Source organism: Parasedimentitalea maritima (genome assembly GCF_005771405.1).
Classification (GTDB): domain Bacteria; phylum Pseudomonadota; class Alphaproteobacteria; order Rhodobacterales; family Rhodobacteraceae; genus Parasedimentitalea; species Parasedimentitalea maritima.
This window is the reverse complement of the sequence record NZ_VAUA01000009.1, coordinates 112,796-129,572: the sequence shown is the minus strand read 5'-3', so window position 1 is coordinate 129,572 and position 16,777 is coordinate 112,796. Positions and strand designations below refer to the sequence as shown.

Sequence of the window (16,777 nt, the reverse complement as noted above, 5' to 3'; positions counted from 1 at the left end):
GATGAAAGTTCAACTGATCCTGCGTATCAACTTCTATGATGAAACGTTGATCTCATTCCTTATTTCTAACGCCATGGGTCCTGACGTCTAATAAGCTAAGACATGCACCTCAATCTGTGATTTCACTCCAAGCGGCCTGTTGTAAAGTTGCGGAGCCGAATTTTGAATTTCGGTTAGATAGGCGGGGGTCGCTGCCAGTTGATCAACGGCGACACACCGATGCTCGGGTTGAGTGCGAGCGGAGATAATGGATTTCGCTAGCAGGGCTACTCCGGTAAATCCGATGCAGTTACCAAAATCGTGTGTGTTCACCTCGATAAGCTTGGAACCGACCGCCTGCACGGATCGCATTAGCGCATGTTCTGGCTCGTGATTTGGTTGAAACTGTCGACTGTGTGGTGGCAGGCTTTCAAGCGTTTGTGTTTGTTTCGTCGAAGTGATTTCGATCTGCGCGAAATGCCTGTCAGACCAGAGCATATGGGGGCGTCAATTGTTTCCTTGAATGTCCACGCATTCGCGACATCGTTTCAAAAATAGAATTTCTATAAGATCTTCGACTTGGGGTCTGGTCTTTAAACTCTTGCGATAGAAGAGTTTTGGTGGCGGTACAGGGACTTGAACCCCGGACACGCGGATTATGATTCCGCTGCTCTAACCAACTGAGCTATACCGCCACGCCGTGTGCAGGCGATTTAGGAGGTTCACGGGGCGGGGTCAAGAGAGAAAGTACTGCAAATGGGCATTGCGGTGTGTTTTTCTGACTGGGGTGAAGTGAGGCCTGCAGCTGGCTGGAAATGATGAGCGTTTGGGCTCAGCACCGACTGTCGACAGTGTTCCGGATGAACTGGTTACACCGGGCTGGTGCGGTGATTGGCAGCATATGCCCCTGGTTGGGTTCGGTTTCGCAGTGCAGGCCATATTGTTCCATGGCGTTCCCATTTGTCTTTACGTCAAGGACCGCATCTTGGGAGCCAAACAAGATCGCGCCGGGTGTCTTTAACTCAGAGGCATAGCGGGGGGATTGTTCCCCAATACCAGCACTGGCCAGCGTGGCGTCGGATGATGCGGCTACAAAACTCTTGGGACGTAGACCAAGCGCGCCCCCCGCTTGGATCAGGAAATCCTCGGGGCAGGGGGAGGGAGCGAAAATCTGCTGCAGAACTTCAGTGGCAGTGCGTTGCGCGGCAGGGATTGCAACCGTCTGAGCAATCAGGCGGCGCATAAATGGGGAATGTATGATTAGTCCCTTAAAGCTGCCAGCATCAGCAACCGGGTGGGTCAGAGGCGCCAATAGTGCTAGCCCGCGTATTTTCTGTGGTGCGTTGAGTGCCATTGCCAGTGCAATAGCGCCACCCAGTGAATGGCCGCACAGAATTGGTTGATCTACATTACGCAGGTCCAGAAAGCTTTGGATCATCCGCGCCTGCTCAGACAGAGTAGCGAGATGATCCTGATTGCGAGTTGAATAGCCACAGCCGGGGCGGTCCAGGATGATGACCCGAAAATCAGGTGTCAGCAGCTCCGCGAGGGCATAGGTGAAATGCTGCAACTGTCCTGACAGCCCATGGATCAAGACCAGTGGCGGCGCCTCTCGCGGGCCCATTTCAACATAGTGGATTGAGCCACCGGGTACCATTTGCAACTGACCAACGGGCGGCACCAAGGTTTCAGCCCTGCGCGCCAAACGGCGGGTTTTTAGATGTGATGCCGACAAAAAAGCTGCCGGCAGTGCCAGACCGGCCAGGGCAAGAGAGTTAATAACAGTCATAGCCAGGCTCCGATTGGTGGCAGTTGGTCAAATTTCTGGGGTTTCGCACAAGTCAGCCAAAACGGGACGGGGCAGTTGGTCGAGCAAGGAAAACACCCTTCTTTGGCAAGCCTCACCAACCCAGCCTGCTGGGTGAAAACTGGCAGGCAAATCAGGGTGGCGCAGCACAACACGACGCCAGCGGTGCACGATCAGCGTACGCAACGTGGCAACCTGCGCTGAGTTCAGATCCGGCGCTGGGTCAGGGATCGCGTTGACTGCTTTTAGCAGGGCGGCACAGGAATTTGATAAATCGGCAGGAAACAGCTGAGTTTTAAACCAGTTTGGTAAAGTCAAATTATCTGCATCCAGCGCCAGAAGATCCTGAGTTTTTCCGGGTTTTGGACCAAACCCCAATGCTGTGGTGCGGTTAACTGCAATATAGCCCGGCAGCAGCAATGCCTCGTCCAACGCTGCCTGACCACAGGTCTCGGCGGCAATCAATAGATGCCAGCTTTGCGGTGCCCCCGGTTCACGAGCATAGATCCGCGGTGTAACTGCCGCGCATTGGGTGCGGCCAAACTCGGTTAGGTAATGAACCGAGGCCCGTCCAGAGCGAACGCTTTCAATCCAGCCATCTTTACGAAGCCGGTGCAGGGCAACTCTGATTGCTTCGGGTTTAATACCCAAAGGTGTAATAACACGGGTCAGTGCGCCGCCGCTGATTTGGTCTTTGGGTTGTTGCGCCATGTCGCCAAAAAGCGAGATGATAATCGACCAAACCCGCTGGTTCTGCGGGTCGTTCAATAGGTTAACACTGGTTTCAAAGCACGGGTTATCTGTATGTATCATGTAACCTATGTAGGTCTCCCCTTGGGGGGAGACCAGCCTAATTACGTTCATAGACAGTCTGTTGTTCAGCCTGTGAGGGTATGAAGTGCTCTGCGCTTAGAACGCGTTCATAGTCAGCAATTCGTATTCAGCCACTTGTTCGTCGTCCTGATTGGTCAGCGTAACATGCCAACGCACCTCGCCGTACTCCTCATTGCGGGGGGTCTTTTTCTTGACAGTCAGGCGAACTTTGATGCTATCACCCGCCGAAACTGGCTTCATGAAACGCAGGTTGTCCAACCCGGTATTCGCCAGCACCGGACCCTCATTTGGCTCAACAAACAGGCCCGCGGCAAAGGATAACAGCAAATAGCCATGTGCCACCCGGCCGGGGAAGAACGGGTTCCGCTTGGCGGCGTCATCGTCCATGTGGGCATAAAACGTGTCGCCGGTAAAATTGGCGAAGGCTTCGATGTCTTCAAGTGTGACGATACGCGAAGGGCTGTGCAGGGTTTCACCAATCGCCAGCTCGCCAAACTTGCGTGTGAACGGATGGGCTGGACCTTTGATTTCGGTGCCACCGGGAACCCACGTCTGGCCAATGGCTGACAGAATGTCGGGTGAACCCTGTATGGCGGTACGCTGCATGTAATGCATCACACCTCGTACGCCGCCCAATTCTTCGCCACCACCTGCACGACCGGGGCCACCGTGGACCATATGGGGCAGGGGAGAACCGTGGCCGGTTGATTCCTTCATCGAGTCCCGGTTGTTGAAATACAGACGCCCGTGATATGCACCCGCGCCCAATGCAACCTGACGGGCCACCTCCGGATCGTGGGTGATGACGGAGGCCACCAGCGAGCCCTGACCCTTGTTCACAAGCGCCACAGCATGATCGACATCGCGGTAGCCCATCACGGTAGAGACAGGACCAAAGGCTTCGGTATCGTGGACGCGCTGGGCATTATCAGGGTCTGCGCAATGGAACAGCATTGGCGGAACAAAGGCGCCTTTGTTGGCATCAGCTCCATCAACCGTGAAATTATCAGGGTCTCCGTAAACCCGAGTGGCTTCTTGACCGATGATCGCGGCTTTTTCCAACACGTCACGCTTTTGACTGTTGCTGACCAGAGCGCCCATCCGGGTGCTGTCCAGTCGGGGATCACCAATTGTGGTCTTTGCCAGTCGGGCTGACAGCGCTTCGATGACTGCTTCAACCTGTGCATCGGGGGCGATGATGCGGCGGACGGCAGTACATTTCTGACCCGCCTTAGTGGTCATCTCCCGACTGACTTCTTTGATAAACAAGTCAAACTCTGGCGTTCCGGGGGTGGCATCTGGGCCTAGGATAGAGCCATTCAGGCTGTCTTGTTCCGCGACAAATCGGACCGAGTTTTCAAGGATTACCGGGTTAGATCGTAGTTTCAGCGCGGTGTTGGCTGATCCGGTAAAACTGACCATATCCATCATGCCCAGATGGTCCAGCATATCGCCAAGCCCGCCTGAAACCAATTGCAGCGCGCCAGCTGGCAAAATGCCGCTGTCCAGCATCAACCGCACTGCCAGCTCAGTGACATAGCAACTGTTGGTGGCAGGCTTCACAATTGCCGGTACGCCAGCCAACAGTGTCGGTGCTAGCTTTTCCAGCATGCCCCAAACGGGGAAATTGAACGCGTTGATGTGAACGGCAACACCCTGCAGCGGTGTGCAAATATGCTGGCCTAGAAAGGTTCCGTGGCGGCTAAGCTGCTCGACGTCTCCATCCAGATAGACTTGCCCATCGGGCATTTCCCGCCGCCCTTTGGAGGCAAACACAAACATGGTGCCAATTCCGCCATCCACATCGATCATGTGATCATTTTGGGTCGCGCCAGTGTCAAAAGACGCCTCGTATAGGGTCTGTTTGTGTTGGTTCAGATGAGCGGCCAGTGCTTTGAGCATTCGGGCACGGTCATGGAATGTCAGCGCACGTAGGGCGGGGCCACCAACACTGCGGGCGTGATCGAGCATAGATTGCACATCCAGCGCGTCGTTGCCGGCGGTTGCGATGACGTCACCGGTGATGGCGCTTGCGATGTTGCGTGCCCCGGCACCGGGGGTGATCCATTGGCCCGCGGCAAAACTGGAAACCTGTTGAATGCTCATGTCGCGCTCCTTGAACGTGAGAGTTGGTAGGGTTGCAGAATATATTGACCAACCGGTCGGTTTATGCAAGAAATTTGTCAAAACGGCCATTAGGGCACTGCGCATAGATAGGGGATAGTCATATGACTGCGTCAATTCTGACAGAGGATCACGGAACCTGGGTGGAAATCACCCTTAATCGTCCGGATCGTTTGAACGCCTTTAACGATGAGATGCACTATGCCCTGCGCGCAGCACTGGAAGTTGCCCGTGATGGTGGCGCCCGCGCAGTGCTGCTGACCGGGGCAGGGCGCGGATTTTGCGCTGGGCAGGATTTGGGGGATCGTGATCCGTCAAAGTCAGATGGTCCGCCAGATTTGGGCAACACAGTTCGCACCTTTTATGCACCATTGGTGCGGTTGATCCGATCGCTGGAATTCCCGGTGATTTGTGCGGTGAATGGCGTGGCCGCTGGGGCCGGGGCCAATTTGGCTTTGGCATGTGATTTGGTGCTGGCCTGTGAGAGTGCCAAGTTCATTCAGTCGTTTTCCAAGGTTGGATTGATCCCCGACACAGGTGGCAGCTGGCATCTGCCGCATTTGCTGGGCGAGGCCCGTGCCAAAGGCTTGGCTCTGACTGGCGAGCCATTGCCCGCCCAGAAGGCCGAAGACTGGGGTTTGATCTGGAAGGCCTATCCTGACGTTGATTTGATGGCTCAGGCGCGAGCCTTGGCTGGAAAGCTAGCCAATGGCCCGACGTTGGGTTTGGGGCTGACTAAAATGACCATTCAGGCCTCGGCCACCAATAGCTTAAGTGATCAGCTGGAAATTGAAGCAGATGCGATGAAAACCTGTGGTGAAAGCGCAGATTATGCAGAAGGCGTTGCTTCCTTCCTGCAAAAGCGTGCACCAGAATTCAAAGGTAAATAGTAATGACACCAAAACTCAGGGCCGAAAAATCTGCAGCGGCCATGTGGGCCGACGATCACGCCTCTAAATGGGCCGGGATGGAGATCACCCATATGGATGAGGGGGTTGCCACCTTGGAACTGACTGTGGCGCAGCATCATTGCAACGGCCATGGTATATGCCACGGTGGCGTCACGTTCATGCTCGCCGATAGCGCCTTCGCCTTTGCCTGCAACAGCCGCAACCAATCCACTGTAGCACAGCACAACATGATTAGTTTTACTGCGCTGGGCCAGCTGGGTGACCGGTTGACGGCCAGCGCCAGCGAGGTCTCGCTGACTGGACGTAGTGGGATCTATGACGTGACAGTGACCAATCAGACCGGCCAGAAAATCGCAGAATTTCGGGGTTTCTCCCGGGCGATCAAGGGCCAGTTATTTGACGAATAGAATGAGGACGACGCTATGAAAGACCTGAGCCCTAAGAAATCCGATCTAGAAGCCATCGAAGTTGCCTCAATCGATGAAATTCGCTCGCTGCAGCTGGAGCGGATGAAATGGTCGTTGCGCCACGCCTATGACAACGTCCCGATGTATAAGCAACGGTTCGACGAAGCGGGCGTTCACCCCGACGACTTGCAATCTCTATCGGACCTGTCCAAGTTCCCATTCACCTACAAAAACGACCTGCGTGACAACTATCCCTTTGGCCTGTTTGCGGTGCCGCGTGAGCAGATCATGCGGCTACACGCGTCGTCGGGTACCACAGGTAAGGCAACTGTGGTGGGCTATACAGCCAATGACATCAGCAACTGGGCTGACCTGCTTGCGCGATCCCTGCGTGCCTCGGGATTGCGGCGCGGTGATATGATACACAACGCCTATGGCTATGGGCTGTTTACTGGCGGCCTGGGCGCGCATTACGGCATCGAGCGGCTTGGGGCGACAGTGGTGCCAATGGGTGGAGGCCAGACCGAGAAACAGGTCGGCCTGATCAATGACTTTAAACCTGACGGCATCATGGTCACGCCATCCTATATGCTGAATATCCTGGAGCAGTTCCACAAACAGGGGCTGGATCCACGCGACTCGTCACTGTCTGTGGGTATTTTTGGCGCGGAACCCTGGACCAATGCTATGCGGCAAGAGGTCGAAGCGGCCTTTGATATGCATGCCGTGGACATCTACGGGCTGTCTGAAATCATGGGCCCCGGAGTGGCCAATGAATGCGTCGAAACCAAAGATGGGCTGCACATCTGGGAAGATCATTTCTACCCCGAGATAATCGACCCGGTTACTGGAGAGGTAGTCGAGGACGGCGAGATGGGTGAATTGGTCTTCACCACTCTCACCAAGGAGGGCCTGCCAATGGTCCGCTACCGCACCCGTGACCTGACCCGGTTGCTGCCAGGTACAGCCCGTTCGATGCGGCGGATGGAGAAGATCACCGGGCGTAGTGATGACATGATTATCCTGCGTGGTGTGAACGTGTTCCCGACGCAGATCGAAGAGCAGGTGATGGCCACCGGTGGTCTAGCCCCCTATTTCCAGATCGAGCTGTATAAATCCGGACGTATGGATGCGATGCGTGTATTTGTTGAGGCAGAGCCAGGTGCGGCAAATGAACTGTCAAAAACCGCGGCGGCACGAATGTTGACTAAACGGATCAAGGATATAGTAGGTGTTTCGACCGAGGTGATCACAGGCGATCCCGGATCTGTTGCACGGTCGCAGGGTAAGGCCGTCCGAGTTGTTGATAACCGCCATAAAGGGTAACAAAATGGCCCGAACGATTGCTAAGGACCATGATCAGAAGCGTGAACAAATCCTGAAATCCGCAGCCAAGGTGTTTGCGGAGCAGGGATTTGACCGCGCTTCAATGACCCAGCTTGCGCGTGAATGTGGGATCTCAAAGGCCAATATCTATCACTACTACGATAGCAAAGATGCCATCCTTTTTGATATTCTCGACAGTTACCTGCGTGATCTGCGAGACCGAGTTTGCGGGCTGGATCTGCAGGGGTTAGTGCCAGATCAGCAGTTGCACCGGATTGTTTCTGGGATACTGCAGGCCTATCAGGGGGCCGATCATGAACATCAGGTGCAGATTAGCGCCATGGCGGCTCTACCAGAGGACCAACAGGCCCTGCTCAGGGGCTACCAGCGCGAATTGGTTCAGCACATGAGTGATACCCTGCGCAGAGCTGCGCCACAGGTCTTTGACCATGATGCAGCCAAGTTGCGTGCGGCGACGATGTCAGTGTTTGGTATGCTGAATTGGTACTATATGTGGAATTCAGGTGCAGGAACACAGGCGCGGGAAGACTATGCCAGTATGGTTTCTAGCTTGACGCTGAACGGGGTAAGCGGGATCTGACCACGAACAGTCACTGACGCCGGTTTCCAATGCATCACCGGCTTTCCCGTCATTTTCGGGGGGCAGGGCTCTGTTTAAGATCGATTTGTGCTCTCATGAAATGAAAGAAGCCGCCCTTGAAAAGGGCGGCTTCTAAATGTCTGCAGCTCAAGCTGCAAGAAACTGATTTACAGCAGTTTCAGCGAACCAGCAGATTCTTTGCCATCACGGCCAGTTTCCAGCTCGTAGGAAACTTTCTGGTTGTCGTTGAGGCCGTTCAGGCCCGAACGCTCAACAGCAGAAATGTGTACAAACACGTCTTTTCCGCCTGCTTCTGGCTCAATAAAGCCGAAACCTTTAGTTGCGTTAAACCATTTTACGGTGCCGTTAGCCATCCGATTTTCTCCAGTATGTCGCCCAAACAACGTGTAAGGGCTTGTTGTCGTTCAGTTATTACAATGTGGTAGGCGGAACCATACCCACAATGTCATATGTCTTGCGCAGAATCGGCGCAGTGATTTCTCGCGCCCGTTCTGCACCACGAGACAGTATGCGGTCAATCTCTGTTTGCTCATTCATCAATCTTGCCATTTCTTCCGCGATTGGAGCAAGCTTGGCAACCGCCAATTCAGCCAGCATCGGCTTGAATTCGCCAAATTGTTTGCCACCAACCTCGGACAGCACGGCGTCGACGCTTTGGTCGTTCAGTGCAGCATAGATATTGACGAGATTGCGCGCCTCGGGGCGCTCTTCCAGACCCTTGGCTTCACTTGGTAGCGCATCCGGATCAGTTTTCGCCTTGCGGATCTTTTTGGCCAATGTGTCCGCGTCATCTGTCATGTTGATACGGCTTGCATCTGATGCGTCCGATTTTGACATTTTCTTCGACCCATCCCGCAAGCTCATCACCCGTGTAGCGGCACCTTTGATCACCGGTTCGGTCATCGGGAAGAAATCAACGCCATAGTCATGGTTGAACTTGGCCGCGATGTCGCGGGTCAGCTCCAGATGTTGTTTCTGATCGTCGCCCACGGGTACGTGGGTGGCGTGGTAGACCAGAATGTCCGCGGCCATCAGCGCAGGGTAAGCAAACAGCCCCAATGAGGCGTTCTGTGAGTTCTTACCAGCCTTGTCCTTAAACTGAGTCATCCGCTGCATCCAGCCCATGCGGGCGATGCAGTTGAAGATCCACGCCAGTTGGGCGTGCTCAGGGACCTGACTCTGATTGATTAGGATCGACTGTTCTGGGTCGATGCCACTGGCGATGAACCCGGCGCACAACTCGCGGGTGGATTTCATCAGGTCCTGGGGATTTTGCCAGACGGTGATCGCATGCATGTCCACCATGCAATAAACGGTCTCGAAATCCGAGCCCTGCATATCGACAAAGCGCTTGATTGCGCCCAAGTAGTTGCCCAGGTGCAGGTTGCCGGACGGCTGAATGCCCGAGAACACACGCGGGGTAAAACTGGTTTCGCTCATCTGGCGATAACTCCCGTCTGGAATTACGATCTCAGGTGCCTTACCCATGGGATCAGCTATCGTCAACAGGCGGCACGTCCTGAGATGGTTAAAGAACAGCCACATGTGGCCAAGGAGTTATTGAAATGAGCAGCGATCCCAATCCATCACCGGTTAATACACTCCCCCCTGCCGTGGTGGCGCTGGCTTTGTTCATCATGGGGATCGAGCTGGTGTTTTCCCTCGGCGCACGTGGCATCATTGGAGGCCCCAGCGCGATAGGGTGGCGGCTAGATGCCCTGCACACCTACGGCTTTCACAGTGAGCTCTTCTGGTCGATGTGGGAAACGGATCGCTGGCCAGCTGAGCACATGATCCGATTTGTGTCCTACACCTTTGTGCATGGTGCCTTTACCCAGGCGTTGTTTGTCTGTGTGTTTGTTTTGGCCATGGGAAAAATGGTTGGTGAGGTCATGGGAAATCTCGCCATGGTCGTGATTTTTCTGCTCTCAGGTATCGGGGGGGCGCTGGGTTATGCGCTGTTGGTGAACTCATCCCAGTGGCTCTACGGTGGCTTCCCTGCGGTCTACGGGCTGATCGGAGCCTTTACGTATCTGCTTTGGCGATCTTTGGCGCTGGTTGGTGCCCAGCAAAGCCGCGCCTTTACACTGATTGCGTTTTTGATGGGGATTCAGCTGCTGTTTGGTCTGCTGTTTGGTGGCCAAAAGGACTGGGTTGCGGATTTGGCAGGGTTTGCAACTGGATTTGGGTTGTCATTTTTCCTTGCTCCGGGCGGTTGGGCCCGCATTCGAAGCAATATCCGCCGCGACTAAGATGGTGCACTCCCGCCCCCTTTGAAACTCATCGTCGATGAGCCACAAGGCGTTGGGCGTAGCGCCGCGCAGAGGCGCGGCGCTGTGGCGGTCTCTAGCTCTGTTTCTTCAATGGGCAGGTGTTGAGACCGATGATCCGGTAAAGTGGGCAAAAGCCCATCAAACCAGTGGCCAGCGGGATGATTCCGACGAGCCCCCACATGGTTTGCGGACCGATGAAAATCAATGACAGCAGTGCACATCCGAGGATGATGCGCAGGGCGCGGTCTAGGGAGCCTTCGTTGCGAGGCATGTTCTTTTCCTTTCAAACTAGCGCGTTTGAACGGACTTTAGCCCCTGAGGCTTGGGCTGTCGGTGACAGTGTCACCGTTGGTCTTGAGAAACAGCAATTAATCCGGGGCGGTCCAGGATTTGCAACCCGCCACGGTGTGTTTCAACCAGTTCCAGACGAGACAGTTCACGTAGACGACGGCTGACAAAAGCGCGTCCTGATGCCGTTTCGGCGGCTAAAGCCTCATGTGTGATTGACAGACGCCCCTGATCATCAGCCAGTCGCAGCAGCACCCGGGCCAACCGCGCATCAAACCCGGTGAGGGCGACGTCTTCGACCAGCTGCTCATAATCTCCAAAGCGGCGTGCAACCGCAGTCATGATTTCGGTGCGAAATGCGTCGTCGCGGGTCATTGCACTGCGAAAATCAGCGTGGGGCATGATTTCGCCGCTAAGCGGCGTTTCGGCAATCCCTTCTGCAGAGTAGGTTCTACCATCGGTCAAGCAGGCAAAGGTTTGCAGGCAGACGTCCCCCGGGCCAACCCGGTACAGCACCACCTCGCGCCCGTTGGCTGCGGTGAGCGAGACGCGCACCGTACCTTTGGTCAGGCGCACAAAGCCGGGGCAGTCCTGACCGGGTGTGAACAGAACGGTTCCAGCGGGGCATGTCAGCTGGGTCATGTGTGGCCGCCGCGGCGCATGGCACGTTTGAATTCACCCAGTTTGAAAGCGCCAAGAAGTTGACCCGCACCGAAGTAGCTGATTGCGCCAAGAATGATCAGGCCCAGAAGAGCCAGATACCGCCAGCTTGGCAGGGTGAAGAGCCAGCCAAATGTTGATACCAGTGCTAGCAGAATCACACCCATCACAGCAGATGCAGCTACGATGCGCCAGATACGACGGTGAAAACGGGTGTCAAAGCGGGCGACCTCCCCCATGCCCCGCGCTCCGAACATCAGTAGGGCCACCATCACCCAGCCTGCGGCCGAGGCTGCGACAGCAGGGGCTATCCAGCCGACCACTGGTTTCAGGCCAAAGGCCAGTGCTGCGTTCACCACCATCGCTACCAGTGCAAAGCGGAACGGTGATTTGGTGTCTTCGCGGGCGAAATACAGTGGTTGCAGCAGCTTGTGCAGCACAAATGAGGGCAAGCCCACGCCGTAGACAGCAACCGCGAGGGCAATGGCGGTGACATCTTCAGGGCCTGTTGCTCCGCGTTCATACAGCACCGACACCAGCGGTATCGGCATCACCAGAAAGGCAACAGTTGAGGGGATCGTCAGCATAAGCGAGAACTCTCCAGCGCGGGAAAAAGCATCCCGTGCACCGGTATCGTCCCCAGCGCGCAACCGGCGTGACAGGTCAGGCAGCAATACGATGCCGACGGCAATTCCTACGACGCCCAATGGCAGTTGATACAACCGGTCGGCCACAAACAGCCAGCTTACAGCGTTTTCAATATCCGAAGCCACCAGTTGACCCACCACCAGATTGATCTGTGTCACCCCCATAGCCAATGCTGCCGGAACCGCGACCCGTACCAGATTGCGCATTTCTTGGGTTAGGCGGGGTCTTCCAATGCGCAGACGAATGCCTGCACGTTCGGCTGCCCCCCATACCAGAGCCAGCTGCGCCACGCCTGCCACGGGTATGGTCCAGACCAGCCATATGATTACCTCGCCGCCAAGCACAGCCCCAGCCACCATTGCCGAACAGGCAAAGATGTTCAGCAGCACTGGGGCCGCAGCCGCCGCGGCAAACCGGCCAGTGGCGTTCAGGACGCCGGAAAACAGCGCAGCTAAAGACATGAGCAGAATGTAGGGGAACATGATATAGCCAAAACCAACGGTCATGTCGAAGCGCATGTCGCCAGAAAAGCCGCTGGCTGTTGCCCAGACCAATGCTGGCATGAACACCATGCCGAGCCCAACAAGCACCAAAACGGCTGTCAGAAGTAAATTGAGGGCCGATTGGGCAAAACCCTGTGCATCGTCGCCGGCCTCAAATTTTTTGGCAAACATTGGGACAAAAGCGGCGTTAAACGCGCCCTCGGCAAAGAAGCGACGAAACATGTTGGGCAGACGGAAAGCTGCGACAAAGGCATCCATCACCGGGCCTGGCCCGACATAGGCGGTCAGTAGGATCTCACGTGCAAAGCCAAGAATACGGCTGGCGAGGGTCCAGAACCCAACGGTCAGGAACCCGGATAACAATTTGATTGGCTTCATGTCCGTGCCCGCTTTGCGCCTTCGGCGATTGCTGTGCGCAACTTGTTTTCAAGAAACCGTTGCTTTGAGGCCGCGTAGTATTTCAGTCCAAACATATCTTTGACGTAAAACGTATCGACCACCTGTTCGCCATATGTCGCGATGACGGCATTGGCGACATAGACATTTGCAGCCGTCAGGGTGCGGGCCAGATCATAAAGCAAACCAGGGCGGTCGCGCGTGTCGACTTCGATGATGGTGTAAATCTCGGATCCGTCATTATCAAAGGTGATATGGGTTGGCACGTTAAAGGCGCGCTCGCGTTTCTTGATTTTATCACGCGCCTTAAATGCATCACGGGCGACGACTTCCCCTTTTAGGGTTCTGCGGATCATCTGGCGAAGGCGGGGCAGGCGCGACGCCTCAAACGGGTGACCTTCGGCATCCTGGATCCAGAAGGCATCGGTGACGTAGCCGTCTTTGGTGGTATAACTGCGCGCGTCAACGACGTTGGCCCCAACCAGTGCCAATGCGCCGGCCACACGGGCAAAAATTCCGGGGTGGTCTGGCATCACAAAACAAGCCCGCGTGGCATCACGGTCGTCATCAGGAAACAACCGGATAACGATGTTCCCCGGGTCCTCGCTTTGCTCCAGTTCACGCAGCATTTCGGCAAAATCCACATGGCCAGTGATATGCAATCCCTGCCAGTACGGATCATAATGACGTGCTGTTTCTTTCTTGAGCACAGCTTTGGGCCAATCCGGAAGAGCTGCCCGCAGTGCTTTTTTGGCGCTGGTACCGCGCAGTTCGCGGTTCAGCGCCTCCATGCCGTTCTCCAGCGCTTCGCGGGTCTGCTTATACAGCGCCCGCAATAGTGCCGCTTTCCAGTTGTTCCACGTGTTTGGTCCAACGCCACGAATGTCACAAACGGTCAGCACGGTTAGCAGGTCCAGCCGTTTCACTGTTTTCACAGCCTTGGCAAAATCCCGTACGGTGCGAGGATCGGCGATGTCACGTTTCTGCGCCATATCCGACATAAGCAAGTGATAGCGCACCAGCCATTCCACGGTTTCACTGTCGGCTTTGTTCAGTCCAAGCCGCGGCGCCACCTTACGCGCGATCTGCGCCCCCAAAATTGAGTGATCAACAGGCTGGCCCTTGCCGATGTCGTGCAACAGCATTGCCACCATCAGGACCTTGCGGTTCAGCCCTTTGCGCATGATTTTTGAGCTGAGAGGTAATTCTTCTTCCAGTTCTTCCCGCTCAATTGCAGCAAAATTCACGATGACCTGAATCGTATGTTCGTCCACAGTATAGGAATGATACATGTTGAACTGCATCATCGCGACAATGGGGGCAAATTCGGGCAAGAACGCTGACAGCACGCCCAGTTCGTTCATGCGCCGCAAGGCGCGTTCGGGATTACCGTGTTTCAGCAGGAGGTCTAGAAAAATCCGGCGCGCTTCGGGAGTCTTGCGGAAATCATCATCGATCAAGTCCAAATTGGCCGTGACCAACCGCATCGCGTCGGGGTGGATCAACATTCCCGTGCGCAGGCCTTCCTCGAAGAGCCGCAACAGGTTCAATTTGTCGTTCAAAAAAGTCTCAGGCTCAACGACGTCCAGACGGTTATTCACCACCGTGTAACCCGGTTTGGTCTTGGGGCGACGACGAAACAGCCGCTCCAGCAAGGGTTCACCTTTCTGGTGGCTGGCCTCAAGTTTGGTCAGAAAAATCCGGGTCAGATCCCCCACCGTGGTGGCATGGCGGAAATAATCCTGCATGAAAATTTCGACAGCGCGACGGCCAGCCACATCCTGGTAGCCCATACGTTCGGCGACCTCGACCTGCATGTCGAACGACAAAACTTCAGAGGCGCGCTTGGTCAGTAAATGCAGGTGGGATCGCGCCGCCCAGAGGAAGTTTTCGGCCTTGGCAAACAGATCGAACTCTTCCGATTCAAACAGGCCCAGTGGCACCAGTTCGGCGGTGTCTTGCACCTGGTACAGATATTTGGCGATCCAATACATCGATTGCAGATCCCGCAATCCGCCTTTGCCCTCTTTCACATTGGGCTCGACCATATAGCGTTGGCCCTGCTTGATATGGCGCGCTTCGCGTTCAGACAACTTGGCCTCGATGAACTCGTGAGCGGTTCCCTGAAACAGATCACGCGTCAACCGTTGGTCCAGCTCGTCGGCCAGGTCCTGATCACCTGCTAGAAACCGGTGCTCCAGCATCGCGGTTCGGATGGTGAAATCTTCGCGCCCTAATCTTAGACAATCATGGATGGTGCGACTGGCGTGGCCAACCTTCAGCTTCAGATCCCACAGAATGTAGAGCATCGATTCTATGACGCTCTCGGCCCAGGCTGTGATCTTGTAGGGGGTTAAGAACAACAGATCGACATCCGAAGCTGGTGCCATTTCACCACGACCGTAGCCGCCGACCGAGATAACAGCGATACGTTCACTGCTGGTTGGCGTCGCGGCAGGATGCATAATTTCAATAGCTGCGTACAAGGCCGAAGTGACCAGCCCGTCAGTGAGAAACGTATAAGATCGGGTCATGGGGCGGGCATCAAAGGGCGCTTTTGCGAACTGCTCGGCGATCAACGCCCGCCCGGCCTTGTTGGCGTCCCGCAAAAGCTGGACAACTTCGCCACGCAAGGTGGCGTTGTCTTTGCTGGTGGCCAAATCATCGATCTGTGATCGAATTTTTTCGCTGTCGAAAATCGCAGATGGATCACAGACCAGTGGGCCCAGGGCCAATGGAAAACGGGTAATGGCCCTGGCCGCCGGATCAGAATCCGGCGCCGGTAAAGCTGCTTGGGGCTGGGTCAATGACAACGACCTTCTGTTCTTGGATTGTTGCGATGGCAAGGCCACGGTCGTTAGTGCCGTCAGGACGCAGGCGGAAGATGCCGCTGACTCCTTGGAAACCAGATCCCTGTGTAAGGGCGGCTCCGGTCAGAGCGTCCGATTTGCCTGCACTAACCAGCGCGCCGATGGCAGCAATACCGTCATAAGCCAGCCCGCCAATAGAGTGGGGGGCGCCGCCGTAGGTGGCACTATAGCGGTCGCGAAACTGTGTGGATTTTGTTGGGTCTGGCAACGCAAACCAGCCACCTTGGACCCCGGGTAACGCCAATGTCTGTGCCGGGATGTCCCAGCGTGTCAGGCCAATGTACTGAGTGGTCGCAGGATCGAGGCCAGCTTCTGGCAGCAACTGAGTGAGCAATGGGAGCGCCCCGGCGGTGGTGGCCGTCATAAAGATTGATGTCGCGCCTTTGCTTGCCGCAGAGTCGCGAATTGTTTGAACCGAGTTGATTACGCTCTGTTGAGACAATTCATAGCTGACGTTACCAACAACATTCGCACCGGTCGCTGCGGCAGCATTTTGGATTGACGCACGCCCGGCTTGGCCGGCAGCATCGTCACCACTGACCACCAACATATTTCCTTTGCCCTGGCGGGCGGCATAGCTGGTCAGGCGACGGGCGGTATTATCAAATGTTGCGCCCAAGATGAAGACATTGCCACCGGCAATGGCGGAATTGTTGGAAAAAGCCAGCACGTTTACATTACGTTTGGCTGCCGCCACTCCAGCAGCATTTGCGGCCTCTGCATAGACTGGCCCCAAAATGATGCGCGCGCCGTCACTGATCGCTTGCGTCGCAGCGGCTGCAGCTGTCGCTGGATTGCCTGCAGTGTCATAGACTTTCAGGTCGATTTGAATACCCTGCAAATCGGCGATTGCCAGTCTCGCAGCATTTTCCAAACTTTGCGCCAGAACCGCATCACCCTGTTGCGCAGACCCCCGCGGGACCAATAGCGCCACTGGAACGGGCTTTGATGTGTTGATGGTTGGGCCGCCGCCGGTCCCAATCGGGTCACAGGCGCTCAGAGCAATTGAGGAGACGGCGAAGATAGCCGCGAGTGCGGCCTTGCGGGCGGGCTTGAAAACAGCAAACATAATAGACTTAAAACTCCCTGATCCGGCGGTGATACGCCGTGTTGGTGTTGGGGGGAATAA

16 protein-coding genes and 1 tRNA gene are annotated in these 16,777 nt (G+C 55.6%); 5 read left to right on the top strand and 12 right to left on the bottom strand.

The genetic code is table 11. The features are described 5' to 3' along the window. Nucleotides 1-87: 87 nt before the first annotated feature. The 5 genes from FEE96_RS24140 to paaZ all read right to left on the bottom strand — a co-directional run bounded on the left by FEE96_RS24140 (nt 88) and on the right by paaZ (nt 4,726). Complete coding sequence (locus FEE96_RS24140; protein ID WP_212744794.1) at nt 88-351, bottom strand: S-adenosylmethionine decarboxylase; 264 nt, start codon at nt 349-351, stop codon at nt 88-90. A gap of 246 nt (nt 352-597) precedes the next feature. Further along, nucleotides 598-674 (bottom strand) — tRNA-Met (locus FEE96_RS17320). 137 nt (nt 675-811) lie between these two features. Further along, nucleotides 812-1,768, bottom strand: a complete 957-nt coding sequence (locus FEE96_RS17315) for an alpha/beta hydrolase (protein ID WP_138164378.1) — start codon at nt 1,766-1,768, stop codon at nt 812-814. Between the two features lie 27 nt (nt 1,769-1,795). Next, nucleotides 1,796-2,599 (bottom strand): PaaX family transcriptional regulator C-terminal domain-containing protein, encoded by an 804-nt coding sequence (locus FEE96_RS17310; protein ID WP_138164377.1) that lies wholly within the window; start codon nt 2,597-2,599, stop codon nt 1,796-1,798. A gap of 96 nt (nt 2,600-2,695) precedes the next feature. Beyond that, the gene (gene paaZ / locus FEE96_RS17305) at nt 2,696-4,726 is read right to left on the bottom strand and encodes a phenylacetic acid degradation bifunctional protein PaaZ (protein WP_138164376.1); all 2,031 of its coding nucleotides are present in this window, start codon (nt 4,724-4,726) and stop codon (nt 2,696-2,698) included. Between the two features lie 122 nt (nt 4,727-4,848). On the opposite strand from paaZ, the gene paaG reads away from it, so the two are divergent. The 4 genes from paaG to FEE96_RS17285 are packed head-to-tail and all read left to right on the top strand — an operon-like array spanning nt 4,849 to nt 7,989. Beyond that, nucleotides 4,849-5,634 (top strand): 2-(1,2-epoxy-1,2-dihydrophenyl)acetyl-CoA isomerase PaaG, encoded by a 786-nt coding sequence (gene paaG / locus FEE96_RS17300; protein ID WP_138164375.1) that lies wholly within the window; start codon nt 4,849-4,851, stop codon nt 5,632-5,634. A gap of 2 nt (nt 5,635-5,636) precedes the next feature. Next, a complete protein-coding gene (gene paaI, locus FEE96_RS17295) occupies nt 5,637-6,062 on the top strand; it encodes a hydroxyphenylacetyl-CoA thioesterase PaaI (protein WP_138164374.1) in 426 nt (141 codons plus the stop codon). Nucleotides 6,063-6,077: 15 nt separating this feature from the next. Then, complete coding sequence (gene paaK, locus FEE96_RS17290; RefSeq protein ID WP_138164373.1) at nt 6,078-7,388, top strand: phenylacetate--CoA ligase PaaK; 1,311 nt, start codon at nt 6,078-6,080, stop codon at nt 7,386-7,388. 4 nt (nt 7,389-7,392) lie between these two features. Beyond that, a complete protein-coding gene (locus FEE96_RS17285; RefSeq protein WP_138164372.1) occupies nt 7,393-7,989 on the top strand; it encodes a TetR/AcrR family transcriptional regulator in 597 nt (198 codons plus the stop codon). A 167-nt stretch (nt 7,990-8,156) separates the two neighbouring features. Here the strand turns inward: FEE96_RS17285 and FEE96_RS17280 are convergent, their stop codons facing one another. Together FEE96_RS17280 and trpS are read right to left on the bottom strand one after the other, a co-directional pair. Then, the gene (locus FEE96_RS17280; RefSeq protein ID WP_127750132.1) at nt 8,157-8,363 is read right to left on the bottom strand and encodes a cold-shock protein; all 207 of its coding nucleotides are present in this window, start codon (nt 8,361-8,363) and stop codon (nt 8,157-8,159) included. A 58-nt stretch (nt 8,364-8,421) separates the two neighbouring features. Continuing rightward, nucleotides 8,422-9,450 carry a tryptophan--tRNA ligase gene (gene trpS / locus FEE96_RS17275; protein WP_138164481.1) on the bottom strand — a complete coding sequence of 343 codons (1,029 nt, stop codon included), beginning with the start codon at nt 9,448-9,450 and terminating at the stop codon, nt 8,422-8,424. Between the two features lie 125 nt (nt 9,451-9,575). On the opposite strand from trpS, the gene FEE96_RS17270 reads away from it, so the two are divergent. After that, a complete protein-coding gene (locus tag FEE96_RS17270) occupies nt 9,576-10,262 on the top strand; it encodes a rhomboid family intramembrane serine protease (protein ID WP_138164371.1) in 687 nt (228 codons plus the stop codon). A gap of 94 nt (nt 10,263-10,356) precedes the next feature. Here the strand turns inward: FEE96_RS17270 and FEE96_RS17265 are convergent, their stop codons facing one another. The 5 genes from FEE96_RS17265 to FEE96_RS17245 form a co-directional block, all read right to left on the bottom strand. Then, nucleotides 10,357-10,554 (bottom strand): YgaP family membrane protein, encoded by a 198-nt coding sequence (locus FEE96_RS17265; RefSeq protein ID WP_138164370.1) that lies wholly within the window; start codon nt 10,552-10,554, stop codon nt 10,357-10,359. A gap of 71 nt (nt 10,555-10,625) precedes the next feature. Continuing rightward, on the bottom strand, nt 10,626-11,213 hold the full coding sequence (locus FEE96_RS17260; protein WP_138164369.1) for a Crp/Fnr family transcriptional regulator: 588 nt from the start codon (nt 11,211-11,213) through the stop codon (nt 10,626-10,628). Beyond that, entirely contained in the window at nt 11,210-12,760 is a 1,551-nt protein-coding gene (murJ, locus tag FEE96_RS17255) for a murein biosynthesis integral membrane protein MurJ (protein ID WP_138164368.1), read from the bottom strand. The genes FEE96_RS17260 and murJ overlap by 4 nt, the downstream gene beginning before the upstream one ends. Next, nucleotides 12,757-15,585 (bottom strand): [protein-PII] uridylyltransferase, encoded by a 2,829-nt coding sequence (locus FEE96_RS17250; RefSeq protein ID WP_171021747.1) that lies wholly within the window; start codon nt 15,583-15,585, stop codon nt 12,757-12,759. Before FEE96_RS17250 ends, murJ begins: the two co-directional genes overlap by 4 nt. Further along, complete coding sequence (locus FEE96_RS17245) at nt 15,545-16,717, bottom strand: penicillin-binding protein activator (protein ID WP_138164367.1); 1,173 nt, start codon at nt 16,715-16,717, stop codon at nt 15,545-15,547. The genes FEE96_RS17250 and FEE96_RS17245 overlap by 41 nt, the downstream gene beginning before the upstream one ends. Between the last annotated feature and the right edge of the window lie 60 nt (nt 16,718-16,777).

Bases quoted from the DNA above. Each gene is read 5' to 3' on its own strand.
- FEE96_RS24140 (WP_212744794.1), bottom strand. From the start codon at position 351: ATGCGATCCGTGCAGGCGGTCGGTTCCAAGCTTATCGAGGTGAACACA.
- FEE96_RS17315 (WP_138164378.1), bottom strand. From the start codon at position 1,768: ATGACTGTTATTAACTCTCTTGCCCTGGCCGGTCTGGCACTGCCGGCA.
- FEE96_RS17310 (WP_138164377.1), bottom strand. From the start codon at position 2,599: ATGATACATACAGATAACCCGTGCTTTGAAACCAGTGTTAACCTATTG.
- paaZ (WP_138164376.1), bottom strand. From the start codon at position 4,726: ATGAGCATTCAACAGGTTTCCAGTTTTGCCGCGGGCCAATGGATCACC.
- paaG (WP_138164375.1), top strand. From the start codon at position 4,849: ATGACTGCGTCAATTCTGACAGAGGATCACGGAACCTGGGTGGAAATC.
- paaI (WP_138164374.1), top strand. From the start codon at position 5,637: ATGACACCAAAACTCAGGGCCGAAAAATCTGCAGCGGCCATGTGGGCC.
- paaK (WP_138164373.1), top strand. From the start codon at position 6,078: ATGAAAGACCTGAGCCCTAAGAAATCCGATCTAGAAGCCATCGAAGTT.
- FEE96_RS17285 (WP_138164372.1), top strand. From the start codon at position 7,393: ATGGCCCGAACGATTGCTAAGGACCATGATCAGAAGCGTGAACAAATC.
- FEE96_RS17280 (WP_127750132.1), bottom strand. From the start codon at position 8,363: ATGGCTAACGGCACCGTAAAATGGTTTAACGCAACTAAAGGTTTCGGC.
- trpS (WP_138164481.1), bottom strand. From the start codon at position 9,450: ATGAGCGAAACCAGTTTTACCCCGCGTGTGTTCTCGGGCATTCAGCCG.
- FEE96_RS17270 (WP_138164371.1), top strand. From the start codon at position 9,576: ATGAGCAGCGATCCCAATCCATCACCGGTTAATACACTCCCCCCTGCC.
- FEE96_RS17265 (WP_138164370.1), bottom strand. From the start codon at position 10,554: ATGCCTCGCAACGAAGGCTCCCTAGACCGCGCCCTGCGCATCATCCTC.
- FEE96_RS17260 (WP_138164369.1), bottom strand. From the start codon at position 11,213: ATGACCCAGCTGACATGCCCCGCTGGAACCGTTCTGTTCACACCCGGT.
- murJ (WP_138164368.1), bottom strand. From the start codon at position 12,760: ATGAAGCCAATCAAATTGTTATCCGGGTTCCTGACCGTTGGGTTCTGG.
- FEE96_RS17245 (WP_138164367.1), bottom strand. From the start codon at position 16,717: ATGTTTGCTGTTTTCAAGCCCGCCCGCAAGGCCGCACTCGCGGCTATC.